At 49.7% G+C, this 23763-nt stretch carries 28 protein-coding genes and 4 tRNA genes; 23 read left to right on the top strand and 9 right to left on the bottom strand.

Annotated elements, in window-relative coordinates; genetic code table 11:
• The first annotated feature begins 59 nt into the window (after positions 1 to 59).
• The 7 genes from VN23_RS16665 (at position 60) to flgJ (ending at position 1905) form a co-directional block, all read left to right on the top strand.
• Positions 60 to 135, top strand: a tRNA-Met gene (locus VN23_RS16665).
• A gap of 41 nt (positions 136 to 176) precedes the next feature.
• Positions 177 to 252: transfer RNA gene (locus VN23_RS16660), tRNA-Met, on the top strand.
• 24 nt (positions 253 to 276) lie between these two features.
• Positions 277 to 352, top strand: a tRNA-Met gene (locus tag VN23_RS16655).
• A 26-nt stretch (positions 353 to 378) separates the two neighbouring features.
• Positions 379 to 454: transfer RNA gene (locus VN23_RS16650), tRNA-Met, on the top strand.
• Between the two features lie 122 nt (positions 455 to 576).
• Positions 577 to 831, top strand: a complete 255-nt coding sequence (gene flgM / locus VN23_RS16645) for a flagellar biosynthesis anti-sigma factor FlgM (RefSeq protein WP_052746789.1) — start codon at positions 577 to 579, stop codon at positions 829 to 831.
• On the top strand, positions 828 to 1235 hold the full coding sequence (gene flgN / locus VN23_RS16640) for a flagellar protein FlgN (RefSeq protein WP_046353584.1): 408 nt from the start codon (positions 828 to 830) through the stop codon (positions 1233 to 1235). Before flgM ends, flgN begins: the two co-directional genes overlap by 4 nt.
• On the top strand, positions 1222 to 1905 hold the full coding sequence (flgJ, locus tag VN23_RS16635; protein WP_046353583.1) for a flagellar assembly peptidoglycan hydrolase FlgJ: 684 nt from the start codon (positions 1222 to 1224) through the stop codon (positions 1903 to 1905). The genes flgN and flgJ overlap by 14 nt, the downstream gene beginning before the upstream one ends.
• An 8-nt stretch (positions 1906 to 1913) precedes the next feature.
• Here the strand turns inward: flgJ and VN23_RS16630 are convergent, their stop codons facing one another.
• Entirely contained in the window at positions 1914 to 2516 is a 603-nt protein-coding gene (locus tag VN23_RS16630) for a flagella basal body P-ring formation protein FlgA (RefSeq protein ID WP_156455216.1), read from the bottom strand.
• 145 nt (positions 2517 to 2661) lie between these two features.
• Here VN23_RS16630 and flgB point away from each other — a divergent pair, with 145 nt between their 5' ends.
• From flgB to VN23_RS16555, 15 genes are all read left to right on the top strand, one after another.
• The gene (flgB, locus tag VN23_RS16625; RefSeq protein WP_046353581.1) at positions 2662 to 3024 is read left to right on the top strand and encodes a flagellar basal body rod protein FlgB; all 363 of its coding nucleotides are present in this window, start codon (positions 2662 to 2664) and stop codon (positions 3022 to 3024) included.
• A gap of 3 nt (positions 3025 to 3027) precedes the next feature.
• Complete coding sequence (flgC, locus tag VN23_RS16620) at positions 3028 to 3420, top strand: flagellar basal body rod protein FlgC (protein ID WP_046353580.1); 393 nt, start codon at positions 3028 to 3030, stop codon at positions 3418 to 3420.
• Positions 3421 to 3501: 81 nt separating this feature from the next.
• On the top strand, positions 3502 to 4158 hold the full coding sequence (locus tag VN23_RS16615; protein ID WP_046353579.1) for a flagellar hook capping FlgD N-terminal domain-containing protein: 657 nt from the start codon (positions 3502 to 3504) through the stop codon (positions 4156 to 4158).
• A gap of 13 nt (positions 4159 to 4171) precedes the next feature.
• On the top strand, positions 4172 to 5362 hold the full coding sequence (locus VN23_RS16610) for a flagellar hook protein FlgE (RefSeq protein ID WP_046353578.1): 1191 nt from the start codon (positions 4172 to 4174) through the stop codon (positions 5360 to 5362).
• 5 nt (positions 5363 to 5367) lie between these two features.
• Entirely contained in the window at positions 5368 to 6096 is a 729-nt protein-coding gene (locus VN23_RS16605; protein ID WP_046353577.1) for a flagellar basal body rod protein FlgF, read from the top strand.
• A 399-nt stretch (positions 6097 to 6495) separates the two neighbouring features.
• A complete protein-coding gene (gene flgG / locus VN23_RS16600) occupies positions 6496 to 7284 on the top strand; it encodes a flagellar basal-body rod protein FlgG (RefSeq protein WP_082752812.1) in 789 nt (262 codons plus the stop codon).
• The gene (gene flgH, locus VN23_RS16595) at positions 7281 to 7937 is read left to right on the top strand and encodes a flagellar basal body L-ring protein FlgH (RefSeq protein ID WP_046353576.1); all 657 of its coding nucleotides are present in this window, start codon (positions 7281 to 7283) and stop codon (positions 7935 to 7937) included. Before flgG ends, flgH begins: the two co-directional genes overlap by 4 nt.
• 385 nt (positions 7938 to 8322) lie before the next feature.
• A complete protein-coding gene (locus VN23_RS16590) occupies positions 8323 to 9405 on the top strand; it encodes a flagellar basal body P-ring protein FlgI (protein ID WP_046353575.1) in 1083 nt (360 codons plus the stop codon).
• On the top strand, positions 9405 to 9713 hold the full coding sequence (locus tag VN23_RS16585; protein ID WP_046353574.1) for a rod-binding protein: 309 nt from the start codon (positions 9405 to 9407) through the stop codon (positions 9711 to 9713). Before VN23_RS16590 ends, VN23_RS16585 begins: the two co-directional genes overlap by 1 nt.
• A 143-nt stretch (positions 9714 to 9856) precedes the next feature.
• The gene (gene flgK, locus VN23_RS16580) at positions 9857 to 11254 is read left to right on the top strand and encodes a flagellar hook-associated protein FlgK (protein WP_046353573.1); all 1398 of its coding nucleotides are present in this window, start codon (positions 9857 to 9859) and stop codon (positions 11252 to 11254) included.
• Between the two features lie 10 nt (positions 11255 to 11264).
• The gene (locus tag VN23_RS16575; RefSeq protein WP_046353572.1) at positions 11265 to 12161 is read left to right on the top strand and encodes a flagellin N-terminal helical domain-containing protein; all 897 of its coding nucleotides are present in this window, start codon (positions 11265 to 11267) and stop codon (positions 12159 to 12161) included.
• Positions 12162 to 12210: 49 nt separating this feature from the next.
• Positions 12211 to 13242, top strand: coding sequence for a hypothetical protein (locus VN23_RS16570; RefSeq protein ID WP_052746788.1), 1032 nt, complete (start codon positions 12211 to 12213; stop codon positions 13240 to 13242).
• A gap of 100 nt (positions 13243 to 13342) precedes the next feature.
• Positions 13343 to 14077 (top strand): substrate-binding periplasmic protein, encoded by a 735-nt coding sequence (locus VN23_RS16565; RefSeq protein WP_046353571.1) that lies wholly within the window; start codon positions 13343 to 13345, stop codon positions 14075 to 14077.
• 134 nt (positions 14078 to 14211) lie between these two features.
• A complete protein-coding gene (locus VN23_RS16560; RefSeq protein WP_046353570.1) occupies positions 14212 to 15066 on the top strand; it encodes a flagellin N-terminal helical domain-containing protein in 855 nt (284 codons plus the stop codon).
• A 178-nt stretch (positions 15067 to 15244) separates the two neighbouring features.
• Positions 15245 to 16144 carry a hypothetical protein gene (locus tag VN23_RS16555; protein ID WP_046353569.1) on the top strand — a complete coding sequence of 300 codons (900 nt, stop codon included), beginning with the start codon at positions 15245 to 15247 and terminating at the stop codon, positions 16142 to 16144.
• Between the two features lie 383 nt (positions 16145 to 16527).
• Here VN23_RS16555 and flhA read toward each other — a convergent pair whose 3' ends face one another.
• The 8 genes from flhA to VN23_RS16515 form a co-directional block, all read right to left on the bottom strand.
• Positions 16528 to 18621, bottom strand: coding sequence for a flagellar biosynthesis protein FlhA (gene flhA / locus VN23_RS16550; protein WP_046353568.1), 2094 nt, complete (start codon positions 18619 to 18621; stop codon positions 16528 to 16530).
• The gene (locus VN23_RS21880) at positions 18618 to 18770 is read right to left on the bottom strand and encodes a hypothetical protein (protein WP_156455215.1); all 153 of its coding nucleotides are present in this window, start codon (positions 18768 to 18770) and stop codon (positions 18618 to 18620) included. The genes flhA and VN23_RS21880 overlap by 4 nt, the downstream gene beginning before the upstream one ends.
• Positions 18767 to 19909, bottom strand: coding sequence for a flagellar biosynthesis protein FlhB (gene flhB / locus VN23_RS16545; RefSeq protein ID WP_046353567.1), 1143 nt, complete (start codon positions 19907 to 19909; stop codon positions 18767 to 18769). The genes VN23_RS21880 and flhB overlap by 4 nt, the downstream gene beginning before the upstream one ends.
• Positions 19902 to 20687, bottom strand: coding sequence for a flagellar biosynthetic protein FliR (gene fliR / locus VN23_RS16540; protein WP_046353566.1), 786 nt, complete (start codon positions 20685 to 20687; stop codon positions 19902 to 19904). The genes flhB and fliR overlap by 8 nt, the downstream gene beginning before the upstream one ends.
• Before the next feature lie 344 nt (positions 20688 to 21031).
• Positions 21032 to 21304, bottom strand: a complete 273-nt coding sequence (locus VN23_RS16530) for a flagellar biosynthetic protein FliQ (protein ID WP_046353564.1) — start codon at positions 21302 to 21304, stop codon at positions 21032 to 21034.
• The gene (gene fliP / locus VN23_RS16525; protein WP_046353563.1) at positions 21304 to 22035 is read right to left on the bottom strand and encodes a flagellar type III secretion system pore protein FliP; all 732 of its coding nucleotides are present in this window, start codon (positions 22033 to 22035) and stop codon (positions 21304 to 21306) included. The genes VN23_RS16530 and fliP overlap by 1 nt, the downstream gene beginning before the upstream one ends.
• A complete protein-coding gene (gene fliN / locus VN23_RS16520; protein WP_046353833.1) occupies positions 22032 to 22376 on the bottom strand; it encodes a flagellar motor switch protein FliN in 345 nt (114 codons plus the stop codon). Before fliN ends, fliP begins: the two co-directional genes overlap by 4 nt.
• A 4-nt stretch (positions 22377 to 22380) precedes the next feature.
• Complete coding sequence (locus VN23_RS16515) at positions 22381 to 23196, bottom strand: FliM/FliN family flagellar motor switch protein (RefSeq protein ID WP_046353562.1); 816 nt, start codon at positions 23194 to 23196, stop codon at positions 22381 to 22383.
• Between the two features lie 220 nt (positions 23197 to 23416).
• Here VN23_RS16515 and VN23_RS16510 point away from each other — a divergent pair, with 220 nt between their 5' ends.
• The gene (locus tag VN23_RS16510; RefSeq protein WP_046353561.1) at positions 23417 to 23749 is read left to right on the top strand and encodes a flagellar hook-basal body complex protein FliE; all 333 of its coding nucleotides are present in this window, start codon (positions 23417 to 23419) and stop codon (positions 23747 to 23749) included.
• The last annotated feature ends 14 nt before the right edge of the window (positions 23750 to 23763 follow it).

Below are 23763 nucleotides of genomic sequence, written 5' to 3'. Positions count from 1 at the left end.
TTTGGTATTCCTTATGTATTGACACGCCCAATAAGCTCTTGTATAGTTCGCCCCTCTGTCGCGGGGTGGAGCAGTTGGCAGCTCGTCGGGCTCATAACCCGAAGGTCACAGGTTCGAGTCCTGTCCCCGCAACCAGAAATGCATTGTTAGAGTCACTTTTAAGGTAGCGCACCCGTCGCGGGGTGGAGCAGTTGGCAGCTCGTCGGGCTCATAACCCGAAGGTCACAGGTTCGAGTCCTGTCCCCGCAACCAGTCGCACTCTAGCAAAATACCCGTCGCGGGGTGGAGCAGTTGGCAGCTCGTCGGGCTCATAACCCGAAGGTCATAGGTTCGAGTCCTATCCCCGCAACCAGTTATGCATTTTAGTAAAATACCCGTCGCGGGGTGGAGCAGTTGGCAGCTCGTCGGGCTCATAACCCGAAGGTCACAGGTTCGAGTCCTGTCCCCGCAACCAAAATATTGAAAAAGCCGCTATTCAATCGAATAGCGGCTTTTTCGTATGTTTTTTCTGCTTTGATTTAAGATTTTCTTCGTTTGTGTCGCTTCTTATAAAGAGTGCTTACTAGGTAAATGACTATGCGTATCAACTCTAATCGAAGCGAAGCTATTATCACCTCCACCCCTGCAAGCCCTGTGGCTAAGCCCGCTGCGCATAAAATGGCAGATGCAACTTCTACTCTTGGCATCGCTAAACAAGCACTGCAAGCTGGGCCAGAGATCGATATGGCCAAGGTGCAGGCAATTCGTGATGCTTTGCTGCGTGGCGAGATTAATTTTGATGCAGATAAAGTGGCAGGCCTAATGCAGAAATATCATGGCGGGCTTGCTTGAATACGCTTATCCGGCAATTTGCTGCCGATTTACAAAGCGATGTAAAAGCTTATCAGGATTTAATTGCCCTGCTCGACGAGCAGTTTACGGCCTCTGTGCAGCAGCAGACCGCGCAATTAAGCCGTGTATTAGAGCAAATTAGCGAGCAGCTTGCCGCTATAGAAGTGCGCCGCGCGCGCCGCAGCCAAATGATTAAAGCTAGCAGGGTAGCGGATTGTGACGCCCTAATGGCTTTATTTCCCGTTGCTTTGCAAAGTGCCTGCTCGTCAAAATGGCAGCAATTAGGCGCTTTATTACGCCAAGCCAAGCAATTAAATCAGCGCAACGGCGAATTTATTTTATCCCAGCAAGAAATCATGCAAAGAGTCTTGTTTGGCGAGCAGGATATTTATGATCCAGTTTGATCAAATTGGCTATTTGCCTTTTACTCGTTCAGATACGCCTCGCTCACAGGGCGACAGTGCTGCATTCTCGGCGCTATTTGCGCAAACCCGCTCTGAGGTGCACCGCTTTATTAAAGATGGCGGCACTCAGGCTATGCCGCTCAGCCCGGAAGGGTTTGCGCTTAGAAATACCAGCATCAATTCGTCGCCTGCTGGTGCTTTAAATGCTGATAAACACGCTTTTATTGAGCAGATGCAGCCCTATGCACGTGAAGCATCGGCCAAGCTGGGTGTGGCAAGCGAGATTTTGTTGGCCCATGCGGCTTTGGAATCGGGCTGGGGTAAATCACCGATTACTAAAGCAAATGGGCAGAGTGCGTTTAATTTATTCGGGATTAAAGCGGCAGGTGGCTGGCGTGGCGAGCGTGCCGAAGTGCTGACCACCGAGTTTGAAAATGGTGCATCGATTAAAAAGATGGATCATTTTCGCTCCTACGCCGATTACCGCAGTGCATTTCAGGATTACACGGCTTTTTTTAGCGAGAGCAAACGCTTTCGCTCTGTGCTGGGTACAGGCAATAGCGCCGAAGCCTTTGCCAGTGCCTTAGTCAAAGGTGGCTATGCCACCGACCCTGCGTATGCAGAGAAGCTACTCAAAGTGGTGGATACGGTGAGATCAATTAAGCTCTAATATCTGTTTTAGAGTGGAGAGACTGCTTGCTCTGAGCTCACCACGGCACGCAATTTTTTGCCGCTGCGTTTGTTTCTAACCCAAATCACGTCCCCTAATTTTCCGCTTTCCTCCGCCACTACGTTGCTGCGGATTTCAACTAGCTCCGCTCGGGCAATGAGTTCAATTTCCTTTCCTTTTTTAATAAGATATCCGGCTGGCTGAGGGCTGCTTGCTATCTGATGCGTTGCTTTACTCGTAAAAGCCCGTAAAGGTTCGCCTTCTTCAAGGCGATACATTGCCCTTGCCATATAACGAGCATTCCATGTTTTGCCTGTTGTGCAGCTTACATTTATTTTTAGCAAGGCAGAATCTTCGCCTTGTAAGGCGGCAAGTTGCGGGGTTGATTCACAGCGCTGGAGCTGCTTGATATCACGCGGAGGGATGAGTGCGACTGACAGAAAAATCTTACGGTTAAAGTGGTTTTTTGCAGTAATTTCAAAGTAATTTTGTGCGAATATTTTTATATTTTCTTCTAATTTAATATTTTCCATGCCTGATGAATATGCCGAACTAATTGAAAACATTAAGTAAAATATGACGGTCGAGAATTTACTCTGTGTTTTTTTCACATTTATATCAATATATTAGAATATTAGAGGGTAATTATACCGTATACGGTTCCCGAGGGAATATTTACCATCCGCGCTCACCTTTCATCTATTTGAAAGGTAGGCAGGTTTTTTTGTAATGATAAATAGAGCGAGGGCAGCGGCAATGGGCGTTCATTTCGATAAAGCATTGAATATGCATCCCGAAGCCTTACGACTGCGTGCAGAGCGTACACAGGTATTGGCTGCAAATATTGCAAATGAAAATACGCCGGGTTTTCAAGCACGTGATTTTAGTTTTCGTGAACGCTTAGATGGCGTTTTGGCAAGCGAGGCAGGCGATTTAGGCGGCCTCGGGGATGGTGACGAGCTGCTTTATCGTGCGCCAAATCATCCTAGCCGCGATGGCAATACCGTTGAGCTGGGTGTTGAACAGGCTGAGTTTTCACAAAACGTTTCAGATTTTCAAATCAGCCTTGCCTTCGTGAATATGAAGATAAAAGGGCTGGCCAAGGCGATTTCGGGATAAACCATGTCTTTTAGAAATATCGCACAAATTGCCGGGTCAGCAATGACGGCACAAACTACACGTCTTAATACCATCGCCAGTAATCTGGCCAATGCGGAATCTGCCTCGGGTAATGAGGCCAGCACTTATCACGCTAGAAAGCCGGTCTTTGCTGCGCTAAGTGGCGGAAAAGTGCAGGTATTGGATGTGATTGAAAGCACCGAGCCTCTGCGTAAAGCCCACGAGCCAAGCCATCCTCTGGCAGATGCGGACGGCAATGTTTTTTACCCCAATGTGAGCCCTGTCGCAGAAATGACCGACATGATGTCGGCTTCGCGCGCCTTTCAAACCAATGTGGAAGTCTTATCGCGGGTTAAGGCGATGCAGCAGGATTTATTAAAAATGGGCGAGGCTTAATTCATTTCGTTTTATTCCTGAATTAATTTCATTTTTATCCTTCACAAGGCCTCAGCCGCCTTGCAAATATAAGCACAAGCCATGTCGATTGCCTTTTCTCCCGCTCAGCAAAATACCAATCCGCAGCAGCAAATAAACCCGCTTGAGCCTGCTGCCGGGCAAAGCGACGGCAATTTCTTTATGACTTTGCTGGTCGCGCAAATCAAAAATCAAAACCCATTAGAGCCATCAGACCCTAGCCAGTTTGTGAATCAACTCGTTCAGCTTAATCAAATGGATAACTCCAAAAAGATGTTGGGCGAATTAAAAGCGAATTCACAAATGATGCACGATTTGCAAGTGCTGACTTTGGGTAATCATGTGGGCTCTACCGTGGCGGTAAATGGCGGCGCAGTTACCTTGGATAAAGATGCGATATCGGGGCAATTTGCTTTAGAAAGTCCGGCTAAAAAAGTGTCTTTAGTGATTACAGGGGCAGATCAGCAACGCACCGTGGTCGATTTAGGTAGCAAGCCGGTTGGGGACGTGGCGCTTAATTTTGATCCTAAAAAATTAGGTTTACAGCCAGGCACGTATTCGCTGTCGGTAGAAACGGATAGCAAAGAAAAAGCGGCCGTAGAAGTTTTTGGTGTGATTAAGAGCGTTAATTTAAGTAATGGTTTGCCCATGGTGAGTATTGCAGGTTTGGGCGATTTTCCAGTGGCGGCGATTTCAAAGCTAAAAGGCCATTCTGCGTAAAAAGGATTGAATTATGAGTTTTGAAATTGCGCTATCAGGTATCAATGCTGTTAATAATCAATTGGGTAGCATCAGTAATAATATTGCGAACTCCAGCACTTACGGTTTTAAATCGGGTCGGGCGAATTTTTCATCGGCCTATGCAGGCTCGCAAGCGATTGGGGTAGAAACCTCATCCAATACCCAGAATATCGCCAAAGGTGGTGGCTTACTGACTACGGGCCGGGCGCTGGATGCAGCAATTCAAGGATCTGGTTTTTTTGTTACCAAAGACCCAAGTGGCGGCATGGCTTATACCCGTGTGGGTATTTTTGATAAAGACAAAGATGGCTATATGGTGGATAGCTTTGGCCGTCGTGCTCAGGGCTATGCTCCTGTAGGCAATGGTGGCGGAACAGCGATGGGAGCGATTGGCGATATCAAAGTGCCAGTAGGGCAAGTGCCTGCCAAAGCTACGGATAAGCTGCAATTTACCGGCAATTTATCTGCAGATTGGCCAACGCCGATTACCGCCACCTTTAGTAAAGACGAGGGCACCTCGTTCAATGCCTCAATGGTTTCGACGGTTTACGATTCTGTTGGCGGCAAGCACAACCTGACTCAATATTTTGTAAAAGGGGCTGCAGGTGTAACGGCTCATTACTCCTTTGATGGTGCAACGATTGCGGCCACCAATACCTTGAGCTTTGATGCCAACGGTAAATTAAGCAGCCCAACAGCACCGGTTACATTGGCCTTAGGCACGCCTGCTAATGCTTCGCCACTATCGATTAACCTAGATTACGCAGGCACATCGCGCTTTGCTGGCGAAGTAAGCAATACCGTAAACAGCGCCAATGGCTATGCATCTGGCACGCTAACCGGTGTGGTGATCGAAGAAAACGGCGAAGTGATGGCCAAATACAGCAATGGCCAGAAACAAAGCGCCGGAACACTGGTACTGGCTACTTTCCCGAATGAAAGCGCATTGCAGCAAATCTCTAATACCAGCTGGGCAGAAACGGCCGCTACAGGTACGGCGTTGTATTCAGCGCCTGGTAGCGGCATGACCGGCAAGCTGACCGCTGGCGCACTGGAGCAATCCAATGTGGATATGACGGGTGAGCTGGTGAGCTTGATGACAGCTCAGCGTAATTACCAAGCCAATACCAAGGTGATCTCTACCGAGAATCAAGTGATCCAAGCCCTGATGCAGGCGCTGTAAGCACCATGGATGCACTGATCTACACGGTAATGAGCGGCGCAGATCGCACTCTGCGCGCACAGCAAATTCACGCCAATAATTTGGCCAATGCCGAAACTACCGGCTTTAGGGCAGATATCGAAGTGGCTAGTGCACAAGCCGTGCCGGGCTACGGTTATGAAGCCCGCCATATGGCGCAGCTGCAAGCCAGCGCGGTGGATGCCCGCGCCGGAATGGTTACGCCGACAGGCCGATCCCTAGATGTGGCGCTAAAAGGTGAAGGCTATCTGGCCGTTGAATACGCAGGCGGTGAAGCCTATACCCGCAGTGGCAATTTAAATGTGGATAGCCAAGGCGCGCTGACCATCAATGGCCGTGCTGTTTTGGGCGATGGCGGGGGCATTATCTTGCCTGCTTTTGCTCAGGTTTCGATTAGCAATGACGGCACGATTTCTGTGCTGCCACAGGGTGAGACAGGCGCTTTGCAAGAAGCAGGCAAGCTTAAATTGGTTCGTCCTAATGCTAGCGAGCTGACCAAAAATGAAGCAGGTTTAGTCGTTAGCCGCTCTGGTCAGCCGCTGCCGGTGGATGAAACAGTGCAAGTCCTGGGCGGCCATCTGGAGCGCAGCAATGTATCGGCAGTCGAAGAAATGATCGCCACCATGACGCTGACGCGCAGCTTTGAAGTACAAATGAAAATGTTTAAAAGTGCAGACGATATGGCCGATGCTGGCAATCGTTTGATTCGTGGCTAGGGATGGGGCGTGATTAAGCAAGATTTAAAGGTCTTGTGATTGTGCCTTCGGCACGTTGGTTTAGGAGCGGTAGCCACCGCGGGGGCGTTCTTTTCTTGAACGGCCAAGAAAAGAACCAAAAGAAGGCCGCCCCACGAAACACGAAGGCCCCTCGTCTGCGGACAATCGAGCGGCGGCTGCGGAACTCGCTTCGCTCAGACAGTCCTCGCCGAAACCCCGCCCGCTTGTTCCTCGCCTCGGCGTGTTTCAAGGGGATTTTAAAAGGCCCCGTGCTGAGAGCGCGGTCATTACAGTTTATTTGTTGTTTGCTAATAAAAAAATGTTACTCAGCGTTCATGGGGTTACCTGCCCTGCGAAGTATCAATTGAACGAACAAAACACCCTGATAAGGACTATTTTATGAATCCAGCTATGTGGATCAGCAAGACCGGTATTCAGGCGCAAGACGCTAAGCTTAATGCGATCGCTAATAATCTGGCCAACGTGAACACCGTTGGTTTCAAGCGTGATCGTATGGTGTTTGAAGATCTGTTTTATCAGGTAGAGCGTCAGCCCGGCGCTAAAGTGGATCAGAACAACGCCGCGCCTTCAGGCGTGCAGCTGGGGAATGGCACGCGTTTGGCGGGTACGCAAAAAGTATTTACCACAGGCTCGGTGATGACTTCCAGCCAGCCGCTGGATGTGGCGATTATGGGCAGCGGTTTTTTGCAGGTTGAAATGGCCAGCGGTGAAACGGGCTATACCCGTGCTGGGCAATTGCAGCTTAATTCTGAAGGCCGGATTGTGAACGCGCAGGGCGTGCCCTTGCAGCCAGAAATCACGATTCCCAAAGAGGCGGCTTCGGTCACGATTGCTGAAAACGGCTTGGTTTCTATCACTCTGGCAGGCAATGCCACGCCACAAGAAGTGGGCCAGATTACCCTAGCAAACTTTGTAAACCCAACTGGCTTAGTGGCTTTGGGCAGCAATTTATTTCAGGAAACCGCTGCCAGCGGTGCACCAACTTTGGGTAATCCCGGCGAGAATTCTCTGGGTAAGCTAAAGCAAGGCTCTTTAGAAGGCTCCAATGTGCAAGTGGTCGAAGAAATGGTCGATATGATTTCGGCACAGCGCACTTACGAGATGAATACCAAGGTGCTTTCTGCAGCCGACAATATGATGCAATACCTTGCGCAGTCTGTGAGATGAAGCGTGTCTTTTTGATGTTGCTGCTCCTTAGTTTGCTCAGCGCCTGCGTGAGTAATCCTTTGGTCGAAGCACCGGAGCAAGATCCGCCTGCGCCGGTGCATATTCCTCCGGCGGCCAAAGCCAAATCGGGCGGAGTATTTACGGCTGATACCGCTAGCTCTTGGTTGGCGGATAGCCGAGCGTTTCGCGCAGGGGATCTGCTCACCGTGGTCTTGCAGGAAACCACGCAGGCCAGCAAAAAAGCGGGTACCAATTTTGATAAAAGCAGCGGCGTCGATATCAAGCCGACTATCTTGGGCACATCCAGCTATGCCACCAATGTAGGGGTGCAAGCCAAGCGCGATTTTGCTGGTTCGTCTTCTAGCACCCAGCAAAATATGTTGAGCGGTGCAATCACCGTAGTGGTTGAGAAAGTCCTGCCCAATGGCCTGTTGCTGATCCGTGGCGAAAAACAACTTTCGTTGAATCAAGGCGAAGAATCGATCCGCTTAGTGGGCTATGTGCGCAGCGACGATATCGATAGCGACAACCGTGTCATGTCACCACGCGTCGCCAATGCCAGAATCAGCTATTCAGGCAAAGGCGCATTAAATGATGTGAATACAGCGGGTTGGCTGACCCGTTTGTTCAACAGTCCGTGGATGCCGTTTTGATTTTGTGGTGTGCAAGAAAACCCAAATTTTGAAACACGGAGGGCACCGAGAACACGGAGTTTCACGGAGAAAAGGAAAGAATTTTTAAAAGGAATTTAGTCTTTTCAAATTCAAAGATACGGATTTATAGCGCAATCCGTGGCACGGGGCTTTCGTGTTTCGTGGGGCGGCCTTCTTTTGGTTCTTTTCTTGGCCGTTCAAGAAAAGAACGCCCTCACGGTGGCTACCGTTCCAAAATCAATGTGCCGAAGGCACTAAGAAGGTCTTTTTGTATTTTGCTTAGCATATGTGGGGTGTAACCCTCCGCTTGTTGTCTCTAATGCCAAAGTCTGGCGGGGTGCCCCCGCCCTACAGGGCTGCACATCGTTGTTTTGAAGTGGAATCTATGAAGTTTAAATGTCTGTTTTGGCTCTGCCTGCTGTTGCAAACTGCCAGTGCTCAGGAGTTGCGTACCTTGGTGAATGTGGAAGGGATTCGTGAGAATCAGCTGATGGGTTACGGTGTGGTCGTGGGTTTGAACGGCACGGGGGATAACTCTCAGGTGAAGTTTGCCGGGCAGTCGGTGGCTAATTTGCTGCGCCAGTTTGGTATTAAGCAGACGGGCGAGACCAAGGTTAAGAATGTGGCAGGGGTCGTGGTGAATGCGGTTTTGCCCTCGGGTTATCACAAGGGGCAGACGATAGATATTACGGTTTCATCACTAGGCGATGCTAAAAGCTTGCGCGGCGGAGTGCTGCTGCTTACGCCTTTACGTGCCGCCGATGGTGAGGTGTATGCTTTGGCGCAGGGCAATGTGGTGATTACTGGCTTGTCGGCTCAGGGCAGCAGTGGCTCCAGCGTAACGGTGAACACGCCCACTTCGGGGCGGATTCCGAACGGGGCCAGTGTGGAGCGCGAGATCGAGAGTGATTTTGATACTCGGCCAACGGTCACGTTGAGTTTAAAGCGACCTAGCTTTCAAAACGCCACGCAAATTGTCAGCGCGGTTAACCAGCGCTTTGGCAAAATCGCCAGCACCAAGAATGCCACCAATATCGAGATTATTGCCCCTAGCGATCCAAGTGAGCGGGTGGCTTTTGTTGCCAGGCTGGAAGCCTTAAATATCACTGCCGCTGCCGAAGTGCCACGCGTGGTGTTTAATTCCCGCACAGGCACGGTGGTGATCAGCCAGGGGGTAACGGTTAGAGCCGCCGCAGTTTCGCATGGCTCATTAAGAATTGTCATTTCCGAAGCGCCTGCAGTTAGTCAGCCGGGCGCGTTTAGCAATGGCACCACCGCCACCGTGCCTCGGTCTAAAGTGGATGTGCGCGAAGGCTCGGGCCAGATGTTCCGCTGGCCACCGGGAGCTAGCTTAAAGACGATTATCGATACGATTAATAGCACGGGCGCGTCGCCAGACGACATTATGGCGATCTTGCAGGCGCTGGATCAGGCGGGCGCTTTGGACGGCGAGCTGGTGGTGATTTGATGAATCCTATTTCTTCTTCGCCTTTGCAAATTGCAGCATCAGACTCGCCAGTTATTGCCGAGAATACAGCTTATCGTAAAAAAGCTGAAACAGCTGCGGTGCAGTTCGAGAGCTTTTTTATCCAGGATATGCTCAAGCAAATGCGTAAAGCCACTCGCGAAATCAGCAGCGAAGACAGTATTTTTAAAAACACCATCAATAGCGATATGCTTGATTTTGCCGATCAGGTCGTGGCTGCTGAGCTGGCGAAGCAACGGGTGTTTGGCGTCGCCAATGCCATTATGACGCAGCTGCTGCCGGAAAAATGATGCGGCTTAGCCCGGAAGCCGCCAGACAAATATGTAAATATTCTGCTTAATAAAAACGCCAATAGTGTCGCCATAAAACAGAGTGCGCTGCTATTTGCTGGCGCATTTGCCACACTTTCTTTTATTCCTAAATAAGCCCCCCGATGCGCATGATGCAAAATGCGCTGGCCGGAGCGCTGGCTGCACAAGCCGCGCTGAATGCCGCCAGCCAAAATATTTCTAATGTAATGACTCCCGGCTACTCGCGTCAGGGCGTAGTTTTATCCGCCATCGCCCCATCGGTGGGCGACCCGCATAGTGCGGGTTCGGGCGTGGATATCCAATCTATTCGCCGCTTTAATGATCAATATCGCAGCCTGCAAATGTGGCAGGCATCGGCCAATATGGGCGAAAGCGCTGCCAAACAAGGGTATCTGACCCAGCTAGAGCAGGTGATGAGCGCCTCGGGCAGCAGCATTAGCGGCGGCTTGGATAACTTTTATGCCGCTTTAGGCGCAGCCAGCGTAGAGCCTAGCTCCCTAGCGTTGCGTCAAGGTGTGATTACCGAAGCGGGCGCAATGGCGCAGCGCTTTAATAATCTAAACCGCGTATTAAGCGCCCAGCATGCCTCGATTAATGAGCAGCGCACTGCCTTGGTCACGCAGGTAAATTCTCTGGGCGGATCGATTGCCCGCCTGAATAAAGAAATCGTTGCAGCTACCGCCACCGGCGTGAATCCATCGGGCTTATTAGACGAGCGTGATCGCAAAATTGATCAGCTCAGCGGCCTTGTTGATGTGCGCGTGGTGAATCAAAACGACGGTGCAATCTCGGTCACCTTGCGTGCGGGCCAGCCTTTGGTCGTCGGTGATAGCTCCTCAGTGATGAGCACCGAAGCGCAGCTTGATGGTAGCCAGCTGATTAAGTTGTCTTTTGCTCAGGAAAAATTCACCCTAAATGGCGGCAGTATCGGCAGTCAGTTAGGCGGCTTAAATGAGTACGAGAAAAACAGTTTAAAGCCCATGGAAGACGCCATCCGTACCTTGGCAAGTGAAGTTGCCGGGCGGATTAACAGCCAACTTGCTGCCGGTTTTGATTTACCCACAACTGCCGGTGCAGCAGGCACGCCTGGCAAGGCGCTCTTTGTGTTTGACGCACAAAACCCGGAAGCCATGCTCAAACTGCGACCCGGCATCGTGGCAGAAGATTTAGCTTTTGCCAGTGCGGCGGATAAGCCCGGCGGCAGCGGTAATTTACAAAAATTGATTGATATTCAAAGCCAGGCGCTTACGGTGCCGGGCTTGGGTACGGTGACGCTGAGCGACGCCTATGCTCAGCTTTTAGGGCGACTGGCCTCTGAAAGCCAGCAAAACCAATCGTCCCTAGCTACGGCCAAGGTGGTGCGGAGTCAATCTGAGCAGGATTGGAAAAGCACCAGCGGCGTAAACCGTGATGAAGAAGCGATGAATATCGTTGAATACCAGAAAATGTATCAGGCCAATATGAAGGTGATTGCGATTGCTAATCAGTTGTTTGATAGCACCTTAGCCATGTTCAACTGACGGAGTATTTATGCGTATCGCTAGTACCCAGTTACAAACAACCTTGAATGAATCTTTGCAAGCCGCTTCGGGCAATATGGCTGAGTTGCTGCAAAAAATGTCATCGGGTAAGCGTTATTTACTCCCTTCTGAAGACCCGATTTCTAGCGTGCGTTTACTGCGATTAGAGCGTGAAGAAGCCGCTATCACTCAGTACACCAGCAATATTGGCGCGTTGCGCTCGCGCTTATCCATGAATGAATCTTATCTGGATGGCATGACGCAAGATCTGATGCAGGCACGGGTACTGCTCTTGGGGGCAGACGATACGGTTTCTAAAGAAGATGTAAAAGATATTGCCGCCAGCTTGGTCAGCTTAAGAGACAGCCTGTATTTCACGAGCAACACCAAGGATCAGGAAGGGCATTATTATTTCTCTGGCACCGCCAGCTCGACGGCTACTTTGGCCTTAGATAAAACGGGCGCTGCGGGTAGCCGCTATACCGCTCTAGGTAATAGTGATCAGCAGCTGGTGGTGGTGGGCAATGGCGTGACGCAAGCCTCGAATGTGGCGCTGCCAGAAATGGCGGCGCTATTAAATCAGTTTGATCTGGCCATTACTGCGCTGCAAAATCCACCCGCCACAGGTTATCGCCCAGCAGTAGAGCAGGGCATTAATGGAATTGATGTGGCGCTCAGAAGTGTGGGTAGCAAGATCGCCAATCTGGGTGGCGCGCAAAATAATATGCAGATGATGGAAGACAACCACGCCAATGTCAGCTTATCGAATCAGCAATCGGCAAGGTTATTAGGCAGCCTCGATTATGGTGAAGCGATGATTACGATGGATAGCTATAAGCTGGCTTTACAAGCTTCGCAAAAGGCTTATGGCAAGATCAGCAGCTTATCTTTGTTTGACGTGCTTTAACATTGGTTTCGATTCGAGCATTTTGCAGTGATTTAAAAGGATATTGGGTATGGCAGCACCGTTGCCCAGATTGGATAGCAGTCATAAATTAGGCAGCAGCCTAGGGATTAATAGCAGGCCAGTGACTGCCGCTGCGCCAGCCGCATCGGGCGAGCTGGCCGCTGTGCGTGAGCAAAAAGGCGAGCGGCTTGGTGTATGGCGCTACAGCACTCAGCTAAATGAGCAGCTGACTGCTGGGCAGCGGGCGCTGGATTATGTGGATCAACTTAGCGGCCAATTGATCGACTTAAAGCTGAAATTAAGCCAGGAGCTGGGGCAACGCCGAGTCGATCGGGATGATCTGAGTGCCAAAGTGGCTGATTTTTCTGCGCTATGGACGGCGCGCAGTCAGCGTACCGGCGGTAGTGTGGATGGTCGTTTAAAGTTTCACCTGTCGCAGGATGCTAAAGAAGTCTTCCGCATTCGCGGCTTAGAGCTGGAATCCTTAAGTAGCGGCCAAGCTGAAACGCTGACTTTTTATACCGGAGCACGTGGCACTGGCCCCGCTTCGGTGGCTGTGGGGGGGGGAATAAGCAGTGAAAATCTGCTGCGCCAGTTTAATCGCGCACTCGCGCCATCGGGCATTCGTACCGAAGCCGATCAAGGTGGCGCACTCACTTTTTCGGTGGCCGAAGAGGCCTTAGTTTCATTGCAGAGTAAGCTGGCGATTCGGGGTGGAGGAATTCGTTTTCCTGCCGGGCAGGCTAATCGCTTAAAAATAGAAAGCGAAGCCGTCGCCATCTCGCCAGCTAGCTGGGGCGTCGATGATCACGCCAGCGTGCGGCAGAGTTTGCAAAAAGTAGTGATGGCGCTCGAGCAGCTAGAGCAAACCCGTGCAGCAATCAGCAGCGCCATGGGAGAGGCGAAGCTGGCAATTGAGCAGCTCTCCACGATGGACGAATCGCAATGGGCGCAAAGCTTTGTGGGTGATTTTAATGGGCGCTTTAATCAAAGTAGCGATTACCGCTTCTTCAGTGATATTGCCCCCGCCCTGATGGGGATGACCCGTTATCGGGTGCTGTCTTTGCTAGCGCTGAGATAGAGCGTCGCCTTCGTCGGCGTGTGCTTTAAGCCTAATTACCTAGTTTACAGCCTTGTAATTTAGTCTCTTGGCTACTTTAATGGTAGAGGAGAGGTTGATTATGCCTAGGCTACTTGCTATTTGCTGCCTGCTTTTGCCACTATTTTGCTCTGCAGAAGCGACGATTCAGGTTGGCACAGGTTATTCTAAGCCACCCTATGTTATTCCTGAAACTCAAAGTGGCTTAGAGCTTGATATTGTGCAGGCGGCGTTGTCGGCTGAAAAGTTACAAATGAAAGTCGTATTTTTGCCGCCAGCGCGCATGCTGCATATGTTTAAAAACAGCCAGCTTGACGCCATTACCACGGTAAATGAAGGCTCTCATTTAGTGGGTTATTGGTCTGATTCTCATATCTTTTACCAAAACTATGCCATTACTTTGGCGAGCAGGGCGATTACGATCAAGAAAATGTCTGATTTAGCCGGGCACAGCATCGCCGCCTTTCAAAATGCCAAGCTAGCACTTGGTTCCGAATATGCTGCAGCGATTATGCAGGCCAGCTATCAGGAAATACCCAATCAGCTGACGCAAAATAAATTGCTGTATACAGGCAGAGTTGATGTGGTTATTGGTGATCGACTTATTTTTGAGTATCTAAATCGGCTCTTACCTAGTCGTGTTGATGCGCAGCAAACGCTGCAATTTAGCGCTATCTTTCCAGCCACCCATTATAAAGTCCTGTTTCGTAACCGTGATTTACGCGACCGCTTTAATCAAGGGCTTGCCACCATTCGTCATAATGGCGTTTATCGTCAGATCGAGAAAAAATACCGCTCTGCTAGCCCTGCACAATAATTTCTCCCCCTTTATCTTCCGTATGTAAATATTTACTAATATTCTACTTAAGAAATTTCAGCTGGGTGTCGCCTTAGAAAGGTAGAGGCGCCCAATGGCGGGTGCCGTTACTTTGTCATTTGGAGTTCTTCCCCATGTTGAGCCTGCACACAAACGCCGCTGCCCTTTCTACCCAACGTAATCTGGGCACCAGCCAATCTGCCCTGACCACATCCATGACTCGTCTGGGTACAGGTCTGCGCATTAATTCTGCAATGGACGACGCTGCTGGCTTGCAAATTGCCACACGTATGGACGCACAAAGCCGCGGTATGCAGGCTGCGATGAAGAACACTCAAAACGGGATCAGCATGTTGCAAACAGCTGAAGGCGCTTTGGGCGAAGTAAGCAGCATCTTATTGCGTATGAAAGACCTTGCTACTGAAGGCGCCAATGCCACCGCTTCAACTGATGATAAAGCAGCGATGCAGTCTGAGTTTGATGCGTTGGGTAAAGAAATGAGCAATATCGTGACCAATACTTCATTTGGTGGCGATAAATTATTGGGCGTTACAGGCAAATTAGGTGCAGCTGCAATCGATTTCCAGATTGGTTCCAGCGCTGCAGAAAAAATGTCTGTAGATATGAAAACCACGATGAAGGCATTGGATGATGCATTGAAAGCGGCATCTAAGGGCTATACCGATGGTTCAGCGGGTGCAGAAATGACTACCGCTAATGCGCAAATCACATTATTAGATACCGCCCTGAAAGCCGTAGGTACCGTTCGTTCCGACCTCGGTGCAAACGCCAACCGTCTTGAACATGTTTATAACAACTTGGGCAATATGGACAGCAATACCAAGATGGCTAAGGGTCGTATCATGGATACAGACTACGCTACCGAACAAGCGAAAATGACTTCTAACCAGATGCTGATGCAAGCCGGTACTTCGATGCTGAAGCAAAGCGGTTCGATGAGCCAAATGGTGATGTCTCTGATGCAATAATCCGGCTTATTCCGGATGAACCAACCAGCTGCTCTTGCGGCTGGTTTTTTTTCGCCAGAGTATGTTGGATTAGCAGGTTTATTAGCAAGAAAGCCGCTAATAAACCTGCTAATCCAAGCTACGCCAGCGATCTGTGTTTAGGGAAGTTAACATTGGCCACATCCTTAGGACTTAAAAAATGCAGGTAAGAGTGAGCGAGTTTGGTGTCACGCCGTTGCTGCGTATGCAAGAATCCTTTAAAAAAAATGAATTACTGACTCTGGAAATTATCCATCGCCAGCCTTCGGGCGAGCTGCGTTTACGCAGTGCAGAGGGCTTGGAGCTTGATGTTTGCCTACCTAATTTAGCGACAGATTGGCCTTTAACACGGCCACTCTTATTGCGTGTATTGGCAAACCAGCCCCGCCTATTACTTGTGCTGGAATCAATGCCTCAGCCGGCGGAGCGCATGAATGATGGTTTGCTCGATGCGCTGGTTTTACGGGATAACCCTAGGTTTTCCAAACATAAACCGCAGGTTTTTGAGCTGGCCAATGCCTGGCGGGTGCAATTATTAGGCACGATTTCCTATCTGGCGATGCGTGTGGCGCAAGATGGCGGGCAATACGTATCGGGTAGTTTATTCAGCGCGCAATTGATGAGCCAGCAAGCTCCTGCCGAATCAGCGAATATCCCGCTCTGGCTATGGGGTGGTCCCATCTTACGGCTGTGGTTTGTAGAAGAAGACTCCCCGAAGAACAGCCCTGCAAAGCCTGCGCCACTGGAGCTATTGCTAGAAATTGTCTTGCCTAAATGGGGGAGAATGAAGCTGGTGCTTAGCCAAGAAGCCAAGACTTTAGCGCTTAGCCTGTGGGTGGATGAGCTTTGGTACGACGAGCTAAGCGCTTTGGAGTATCACTTTAAAGCTGCTGCGATCCGGCTTGGTCTACGGCTAACCCGCTTTAGCATCGCCGGGCAACCGCGCCCGCGCAGCATGCCCACCAGCAAAGCGGCCACCCTCCGCGCTGCCCAGCTTCCACTCCCTCTGTTTAAATTTGCAGCTGAAGTGCTGGTTTTGTTGGAGGCGATGGATTATTGAGCAGAAAACCCACTCTTGAAACACAGAGAACGCAGAGTTTCACTGAGAAAGGCAAAATATTTGGCTTGGTTTGGAATGTTTTCAAAGCACAATCTCTATACAACTTTAGCCGTCACTTCAGCGCTTCAGCCTCCCCCTTTGTAAAAGGGGGATTGAGGGGGATTTGCCTTTGTGTGGCTTGGCGTCTTTGGGTGAAAATATACAATGGCAATGACAAATCCCCCCTAGCCCCCTTTTTCAAAGGGGGAACAAGTACATCGAATTTCCGCAGCGGCTACTGCTACAAAATCAATGTGCTGAAGGCACTAAAAAGGTCTTATTGACTTTGCTCAGCGGGATTGCATCCCCTCGCCGTGTTTCAAGATCTGGGTTTATAAACGCTATCACCCCATCGTCCCAACCAAACTCACATCGTAATTTTCTGGTATCTCGTTATAAGAAAGCACATGCAGCCCAGGTGAAAACAAGCGGCCGTAGCGGGCGAGGATGGGGCGGATTTGTGGCATCACTAGCAAAATCGGCGGGGCGCTTTGTTGTTTGAGCTGCTCACGCACGAGCGGCATATTGCTTTGTAGTTGGCTGAGTACATTTGGATCAATCGGGAAGCTATCCAGCGCTACTTTGCCATTTTGCTGGGCTTGGCTGAGGGAGCCCAACAGCATGTTTTCTAGCTCGGCGCTGAGGTTAAAGGCTTTGATTTCGCTCTTATTGCCCAGAATGGCTTGGGCGATTTGCCGTTTTAAGGTGCAGCGCACTTCGGAGGCTAGCATGATGGGGTCTTTGGCGTTGTCGGCGGCGTCGACCAAGGTTGTGGCGATCGGCACGATGTCTTTGAGCGAGACATTTTCTTCCAGCAGATAGCGGTAAACGCGCAGTAGTTGGTTGGCATTCAGTGCGGTATTCAATGCGCTGGCTAGCTTAGGTGCCAGCACGGTGAGCCTTTCGGATAAAGCGCTGACATCGTCGTGGCGAAACAGCTCGGCCAGATGGCTACGGATCACTTTATTCAAATGAGTGGCAATCACGCTTGGGCAGTCGATCACCTGATAGCCCAGCCCCAGCGCATTGGCTTTGTCCCTGCTGGCAATCCAGGTGACTGGCATGCCGTAGGCAGGGTCTACGCCGGGAATACCGTCCAGATTGCCATAAACTTCAGGCGATGGAATCGCCATCAAGTGATCACTAAATACTTCTGCCTGCGCCACCACGCTGCCATTGAGGCGGATGGTGTATTGCGATGGCTTAATGCGTAGATCGTCCCGCATGGCGATATGCGGCAGCAAAATACCCATATTTTCACTCAACGTTTGGCGCACGCCACGGATGCGTTTACTTAGCGGCGCGCCCTGTTCCTTATCCATCAGACCGACCAATTTATAGCCTAGCGAGATCGCTAGCACATCCACATAGGGCAGGGCTTGCCAATCCAGCTCGGCCTCATCGCTGCTGAGAAGCGCCGATTCGATGGCTTTTAAGTCTTGGGCAGGCTTAGGGTTTTTTTCTGCATTCAGATGCATTTTCCAGCCGGAGTAGGCCAGCAATGCAGCAAAGGCAAGGAAGGGTACGACCGGCATGCCGGGAATAATCGCCAGCACAAACATAATGCCCGCAGCGCTCATCAGCACCGTTGGCGAGGCCAGCAGCTGCTCTCCAATTTGCTCCTGCATATCGCCAGAGTCGCTGACGCGAGTGACTACAATTGCGGCAGCGGCAGACAGCAGCAGGGCTGGGATTTGTGCAACCAAACCATCACCAATGGTCATCAAAGCATAGAGGCGGAACGCTTCACCCATGCTTAAATCGTGCATCGCTGCGCCGATGGCGACCCCACCAATTAGATTGATCAGCAGAATCAAAATACCGGCAATGGCATCCCCGCGTACAAACTTGGATGCACCATCCATCGAGCCATAAAAATCGGCTTCTGCGGCAATATCACGGCGGCGTTGCTGGGCTTGTTCCTGATTAAGCAAACCTGCGTTTAGATCGGCATCGATTGCCATTTGCTTGCCGGGCATGGCATCCAGCGTAAAGCGCGCCGATACTTCGGCAATGCGCTCGGCCCCTTTGGTGACCACAATAAAGTTAATGATCATCAGGATGACAAACACCACCATCCCCACCACAAAATTACCGCCGATCACCACCTTACCAAAGGCCTCGATCACCCTACCCGCGGCTTCCGTGCCTTGGTGGCCATGCAGTAAGACCACACGGGTAGAGGCCACATTGAGCGTAAGCCGCAGCAGGGTGGTGGCCAGAATAATACTTGGGAAGGCAGAGAAATCCAGCGGTCTTTTCACCGAAACTGCCACCAGCATCACAATAATCGCCAGCACAATATTAAAGGTGAATAAGAGATCCAATACCAGCGGCGGAATAGGCAGAATAATCATCGCCAGCATGGCGAGCAAAAATAGCGGCGCTGCCAGTTTGAATTGCTTTAGGGCGCTTAAATAAGGGGTGATTGATTTCATGCTGGTTCTTTAATCCCTGTTAGTTCTGGTGAAATGCCCAATTCGCTAGGTAATTGGGGAGCATTAATCGCCAGCATGGCCAGCAAGAATAGCGGTGCTGCCAGTTTGAATTGCTTTAGGGCGCTTAAATAAGGGGCGATTGATTTCATGCTGATTCTTTAATCTCTGCTAGTTCTGGCGAAATGCCCAAATCATTGGGTAATTGGGGCGCAATACGGCGGCCGCCGCTGCGAAAAGCTTTGAGCTGCAATACATAGGTCAGCACCTGTGCCACGGCTTTAAATAAAGGCGCAGGAATTTGCTGATTCACTTGGGTGGTTTTATAAATAGCGCGGGCTAAGGGCGGAATCGGCACAATATCTATTTTGTGGATTTCGGCCAGTTGGCGAATATACATCGCCATTTCATCCATGCCCTTGGCCACAATAAAAGGCGCTTGGGCACGATTTTCGTCGTACTTTAAAGCCACCGCATAATGGCGCGGGTTGACGATAATCACATCGGCATTGGGAATGGCTTTGCGAATACTGCGCTGGGCTAATTGCTGCTGAATCTGCCGGATACGTTGTTTAATCTCTGGCCGGCCTTCGCTGGTTTTATATTCATCTTTTTGTTCTTGCTTGCTCATTTTTTGTTTACGCATAAACAAAAATATCTGCAGCGGCAAATCAATTGCGGCAAATAAGATAAACACAAAGCAAAAACTAAATAGCGCATCAAATAATAATTGCGCCGCGCCTGTGAGTGCTTCGGTGAGGGTGAGCTCTTGCAGGCTAAAGAATTTAGGCAGGCTATCCCGGCTAACATAAAACAAGACGATGCCTAAAATCAGCACCTTAATAATGGCTTTGATTTGCTCGCTGGCATGCTGGGCAGAGAATATCCGCCCAAAATGAGAAAGCGGATTCATGCGCTCAAATTTAGGCATCAGCTGCTTGCCAGAGAATATCCAGCCGCCCGGATAGAGCGAGGCGATGATAATCATCAGCGGAATAATGGCCAAAGGCAGCAGCATTTTGAGTAGCAAAAGAAAGCTGCCGCTGAATAAATTAGACCATACCTCGTCCATACTGCCGGGCTGATCCAAAGAGCTAAAAGCCAGATTAAACAGCGCATTAAAATCGACTAAATAGCTGGGAGCCAGAATGGCAAATACTTTTAAGCTGGCGAGCAAACCCACGGCAGAAGCGACTTCACGCGAGCGGATAATTTGCCCTTCTTTTCTGGCGTTTTTTAATTTCTGCGGGCTGGCTTTTTCTGTTTTATCGCCATTAGACGCTTCAGCCATGCACGCCCCCATGCAGCATTTGCTCAATCATTTGCAAAATCTTTTCGCTGAGCTGGCTATAGTGCCCGGGAATAAAACGGCTAATCAGACCAAGGGTAAACAGGCCAAACAGGGTGATTAAGGGAAAGCCTAGAGAGAATAAATTTAAAGCCGGAGCCACTCTATTTAATAAGCCCAAGCCCAATTGCACAATAAAAGTAGAAAAAATACTGGGGATCGCTAGCAGCAAAGCCGCAGCAAAGACCCAACTTAAGCTTTGCGCCAGCATCTTGAGAGATACAAAATTAATCCCATCCGCCACAGGCCAAAGCTTAAAACTGCTGTAGATAACCTGCACAATCACCAGATGCCCATCCATCGCAAAAAACAGCAGCGCACCTAATAAATACAGCAGGGTGGAAATCACATCCGACGAGCTGCCGCTCATAGGATCATTCATCACCGCCATGCTCAGGCCCATTTGCGATGAAATCAAAAATCCTAAGATGGATAGGATGGTCATCACTAGCTGAAACGCCATGCCACAAATCAGCCCGATAATCACCTGAGCGAAAGTGGCAACAATCCAGTGCATCGAGAAGGGATCAATACTGATCTGGGTTTTTTGCATGATGGGCAGGGTGATTACGCTAAGCACCAGTGATAAACTAATCCGCGCACGAACCGGCACCATGGCCTCGCCAATTAAGGGCGCAAAACTAAACCCCGCCATATAGCGGCAAAAAGGCCACCAGAGCAGGGGTAGGATTGCGAGTAATTCCTTAATCAGGGAGTCCATTGTTTTCTTGTATGGGGGTATTTTGGGTAAACGCCGATCCTATCAACTTAAGGACCTGTAACGTAGGAGCGGCTTTAGCTGCGAATGTTGAGATATGCAGCGCTTTCGCGGGGAAGTTCCCGTCAAACGTTATAAAAATGCTTCAGCTTAAAACTAAGGGTGCAAAATCTCGAACCACAGAGAACACCGAGAGCACAGAGTTTCACAGAGGAAGCGATAGATCGATGGCTTTCTCTGTGCCCTCTGTGTCCTCCTTTTTCTCTGTGGTTCAAGGTTTAGCTCTCTATCAAGGCGAACTGAAGCACCTTGAGTAGCAGGTCATTTGATGCCTATCGCCTTATCCACTACCCCACCAACATCGCTGCATTATTAAAAATCTCGATGCAAAACGTCATGAGTTGTCCAACGATCCAATGCCCGGCGAGGGCGATGACGGCGAGGGTGACGAGTAGGCGGGGCAGGAAGCTGAGGGTTTGCTCGTTAATCTGCGTAGCCGCCTGAAACAGGCTGACCAGCACACCCACAATCAGCCCTGGCAGCACCAGCAAAATCACCAGCTTCACCACTACATAAAGGCTTTGGTTGACCAGATCAACCGCGGTATCGGGGGTGATCATTAGTAGGCCTGTATGCTGGTGACAAGGGTGTTTACAGTCAGCGACCAACCGTCTACCAGTACAAATAGCAGTAATTTAAGTGGCAATGAAATCACCAAGGGCGAGAGCATCATCATCCCCATCGCCATTAAGACGCTAGAGACCACCAGATCGACCACTAGAAAGGGGATAAACAGCATACAGCCGATTTGAAACGCGGTTTTCAGCTCGCTCAGTACAAAGGCGGCTAGCTTTACGGTAAAGGCGTGATCGCTGGGTTTGGCAACCGGGCCTTCGCCAGCGAGGCGTGATATTTGTGCCAGTGCCGATTTATTAGTCTGTGCCAGCATAAATTTAGACATCGGTTTTTCGGCGATTTGCAGTGCGGCTAGCAGGGTTATTTTGTCCTGATCGTAGGGCAACATGGCGGTTTGCCAGACTTCCACTCCTACAGGGCGCATCACCAGCAGCGTTAAAATCAGCGCCATGCCGGTGGTAATCCGGTTGGGCATGCCCTGCTGCAAGCCCAGAGCTTGCCGCAGTAGCGACAATACAATCACAAAACGGGTAAAGCAGGTCATCATCAAAACCAGCGTGGGAATCAATCCCAGCAAAGTCATAATGATTAAAACCTGAGTTTTTACCGTTAAATCGCCGACCGTTGCGCTATTAGATAAGATCTTGAGTGAATCTTCGGCCCATGCGGGGGCAGAGGCCAGTAGTAGGGCACTTAATCGCCAAAAGAACTTCATGCGGCCAGAGTTTGTAAATCGAGGTGATCTAATTCAACGACACGCAGGCCATAGCTCTCGCCCGTAATGACCACTTCGGCTTTTCCGATGGTGGTGCCATTTACTTTGATATCCAGCGGCTCACCCGCGAGTTTATTGAGCTCTAATACCGATCCGTATTCAATTGCTAATAACTCGGCTAAGGAAATATCGCTCGCGCCCACTTCTAAAGTTAGTGTGACGGGGATTTTTCTTAAAAATGGATTTAGATCACGCTTAGTTGTTACCGGGATTGGGGTTTCTGTATTTGATTCCATATCTTGCAAAGCATTTTCCAAATCAAAATCGTCATTCATATTCATGGGATTAATCTGCATCTTCAAATGATGTGAGGCATAAAGCGCCGTTATTTTCGGCGACGCTGGCGGTAAACAATTTGCTTTTTCCGATATAAACATTGGCTCTGGCTTGTAAACTAATTGGCAGAATCTCGCCAATTTTTAGTTTGAGTACATCATCCAAAGTCAGTGATTTTTCTGCTAAATGCACATGGCATTTTATTTTGAGCTGATCAAAGAAAGCAGTTTGGCTTTTGCTATTCGCTCGCGGCTTGGCAACCATTTTTAATAGCAAATCAAATAGGGCATGGTCCAGCACTAAGCAGATTTGGCTTTTTAGCTGATCAATTTGATCAATTATTTCAATTTCAATTTGCCATACCGCTTCAGGGCGTTGCCCGCTGTGAGCCCCTGTATTTTGATTTAAAAAGCCTAAAAAAAGCTGGGCCATTTTATTGGCGAGGCTGCTTTTTAAACGCTGTTCGGTGCTGGTTTCTTCGCTGGATAAAAGCGCTTCATTTATTTCTGTCGGTTTGGCTTTTGCGCCATAGCGGTAATCCAAAGTGCGTAGCAAAAATGAGCGCGACATCTCAACCGCTAATTGCCCAACACCTAAATCTATCCATTGCACAGGATTGGCTTTGCTTGCGGATTGGCTAATTTGGCTGATGCCCAGCGCAGCTCGATAGGGGCGATTGAATTCGCTTTTGAGAAATGCATCGACTTCGATTTTTAGCCGCTCGTTCAGCCCTGCTAAAAGATGCAGAGGCCTACCCAGCGTGCTGTGATCCAGCGTAGTGCTGTTTTTTTCGTGCAGAGCACGTTTTGCTTTTGCAATAGACACGCTGCTTTATACCGATCAGGAAAAGAACTAAAGAGGGGGTGATTTGACAATTCGCGCGTATTGTACTGCAACATTAGAATTTTATGATATGTTCATGCATCTGTTTTGCATGGTAAAAATTCACACCTCACTATGCCTCTGTACTGCTGTTAGAATCCGCGCCCTGTAAGAGATTTGTAAAAATAATCGTGCCTTTTCTAAGGCGGAGCAAGGTGCTTTGATGGTAAACGCAATCGCTTCGGCGCTAAAAACAGAGCAGGCAAATATGCTGGGTGAGATGGCCGCCATCTCTCAAAACAGCTTTCACTCACCTGCTGGTAATGGTCAGAATAGCAGCGGATTTATGGCCATCATGGTCGATGCTGTTCGGGGTGTGGATGCCAAAGATCAGTTGGCGGCAGCCAAAATGGCGGATGTCGATAGCGGTGCCAGCAACGATTTAGTGGGCGCAATGCTGATGAGCCAAGAGGCGAGTTTGTCGTTCTCAATGATGATGCAAGTGCGCAATAAGGTCATGGGTGCTGTTGATGATCTGATGAAAATGCCTTTATAAAGGCAGCAGGAAAA

Origin of the sequence: Janthinobacterium sp. B9-8, assembly GCF_000969645.2 — a bacterium.
Lineage (GTDB): Bacteria > Pseudomonadota > Gammaproteobacteria > Burkholderiales > Chitinibacteraceae > Iodobacter.
Note: the sequence above shows the minus strand (reverse complement) of the source record. Positions and strands in the feature narration are given on the sequence as shown.

What these genes read in the sequence shown, in the direction of transcription:
- flgM (WP_052746789.1), top strand. Translation starts at nt 577, where the DNA reads ATGCGTATCAACTCTAATCGAAGCGAAGCTATTATCACCTCCACCCCT.
- flgJ (WP_046353583.1), top strand. Translation starts at nt 1,222, where the DNA reads ATGATCCAGTTTGATCAAATTGGCTATTTGCCTTTTACTCGTTCAGAT.
- flgB (WP_046353581.1), top strand. Translation starts at nt 2,662, where the DNA reads ATGGGCGTTCATTTCGATAAAGCATTGAATATGCATCCCGAAGCCTTA.
- flgC (WP_046353580.1), top strand. Translation starts at nt 3,028, where the DNA reads ATGTCTTTTAGAAATATCGCACAAATTGCCGGGTCAGCAATGACGGCA.
- VN23_RS16615 (WP_046353579.1), top strand. Translation starts at nt 3,502, where the DNA reads ATGTCGATTGCCTTTTCTCCCGCTCAGCAAAATACCAATCCGCAGCAG.
- VN23_RS16610 (WP_046353578.1), top strand. Translation starts at nt 4,172, where the DNA reads ATGAGTTTTGAAATTGCGCTATCAGGTATCAATGCTGTTAATAATCAA.
- VN23_RS16605 (WP_046353577.1), top strand. Translation starts at nt 5,368, where the DNA reads ATGGATGCACTGATCTACACGGTAATGAGCGGCGCAGATCGCACTCTG.
- flgG (WP_082752812.1), top strand. Translation starts at nt 6,496, where the DNA reads ATGAATCCAGCTATGTGGATCAGCAAGACCGGTATTCAGGCGCAAGAC.
- flgH (WP_046353576.1), top strand. Translation starts at nt 7,281, where the DNA reads ATGAAGCGTGTCTTTTTGATGTTGCTGCTCCTTAGTTTGCTCAGCGCC.
- VN23_RS16590 (WP_046353575.1), top strand. Translation starts at nt 8,323, where the DNA reads ATGAAGTTTAAATGTCTGTTTTGGCTCTGCCTGCTGTTGCAAACTGCC.
- VN23_RS16585 (WP_046353574.1), top strand. Translation starts at nt 9,405, where the DNA reads ATGAATCCTATTTCTTCTTCGCCTTTGCAAATTGCAGCATCAGACTCG.
- flgK (WP_046353573.1), top strand. Translation starts at nt 9,857, where the DNA reads ATGCGCATGATGCAAAATGCGCTGGCCGGAGCGCTGGCTGCACAAGCC.
- VN23_RS16575 (WP_046353572.1), top strand. Translation starts at nt 11,265, where the DNA reads ATGCGTATCGCTAGTACCCAGTTACAAACAACCTTGAATGAATCTTTG.
- VN23_RS16570 (WP_052746788.1), top strand. Translation starts at nt 12,211, where the DNA reads ATGGCAGCACCGTTGCCCAGATTGGATAGCAGTCATAAATTAGGCAGC.
- VN23_RS16565 (WP_046353571.1), top strand. Translation starts at nt 13,343, where the DNA reads ATGCCTAGGCTACTTGCTATTTGCTGCCTGCTTTTGCCACTATTTTGC.
- VN23_RS16560 (WP_046353570.1), top strand. Translation starts at nt 14,212, where the DNA reads ATGTTGAGCCTGCACACAAACGCCGCTGCCCTTTCTACCCAACGTAAT.
- VN23_RS16555 (WP_046353569.1), top strand. Translation starts at nt 15,245, where the DNA reads ATGCAGGTAAGAGTGAGCGAGTTTGGTGTCACGCCGTTGCTGCGTATG.
- flhA (WP_046353568.1), bottom strand. Translation starts at nt 18,621, where the DNA reads ATGAAATCAATCACCCCTTATTTAAGCGCCCTAAAGCAATTCAAACTG.
- VN23_RS21880 (WP_156455215.1), bottom strand. Translation starts at nt 18,770, where the DNA reads ATGAAATCAATCGCCCCTTATTTAAGCGCCCTAAAGCAATTCAAACTG.
- flhB (WP_046353567.1), bottom strand. Translation starts at nt 19,909, where the DNA reads ATGGCTGAAGCGTCTAATGGCGATAAAACAGAAAAAGCCAGCCCGCAG.
- fliR (WP_046353566.1), bottom strand. Translation starts at nt 20,687, where the DNA reads ATGGACTCCCTGATTAAGGAATTACTCGCAATCCTACCCCTGCTCTGG.
- VN23_RS16530 (WP_046353564.1), bottom strand. Translation starts at nt 21,304, where the DNA reads ATGATCACCCCCGATACCGCGGTTGATCTGGTCAACCAAAGCCTTTAT.
- fliP (WP_046353563.1), bottom strand. Translation starts at nt 22,035, where the DNA reads ATGAAGTTCTTTTGGCGATTAAGTGCCCTACTACTGGCCTCTGCCCCC.
- fliN (WP_046353833.1), bottom strand. Translation starts at nt 22,376, where the DNA reads ATGAATATGAATGACGATTTTGATTTGGAAAATGCTTTGCAAGATATG.
- VN23_RS16510 (WP_046353561.1), top strand. Translation starts at nt 23,417, where the DNA reads ATGGTAAACGCAATCGCTTCGGCGCTAAAAACAGAGCAGGCAAATATG.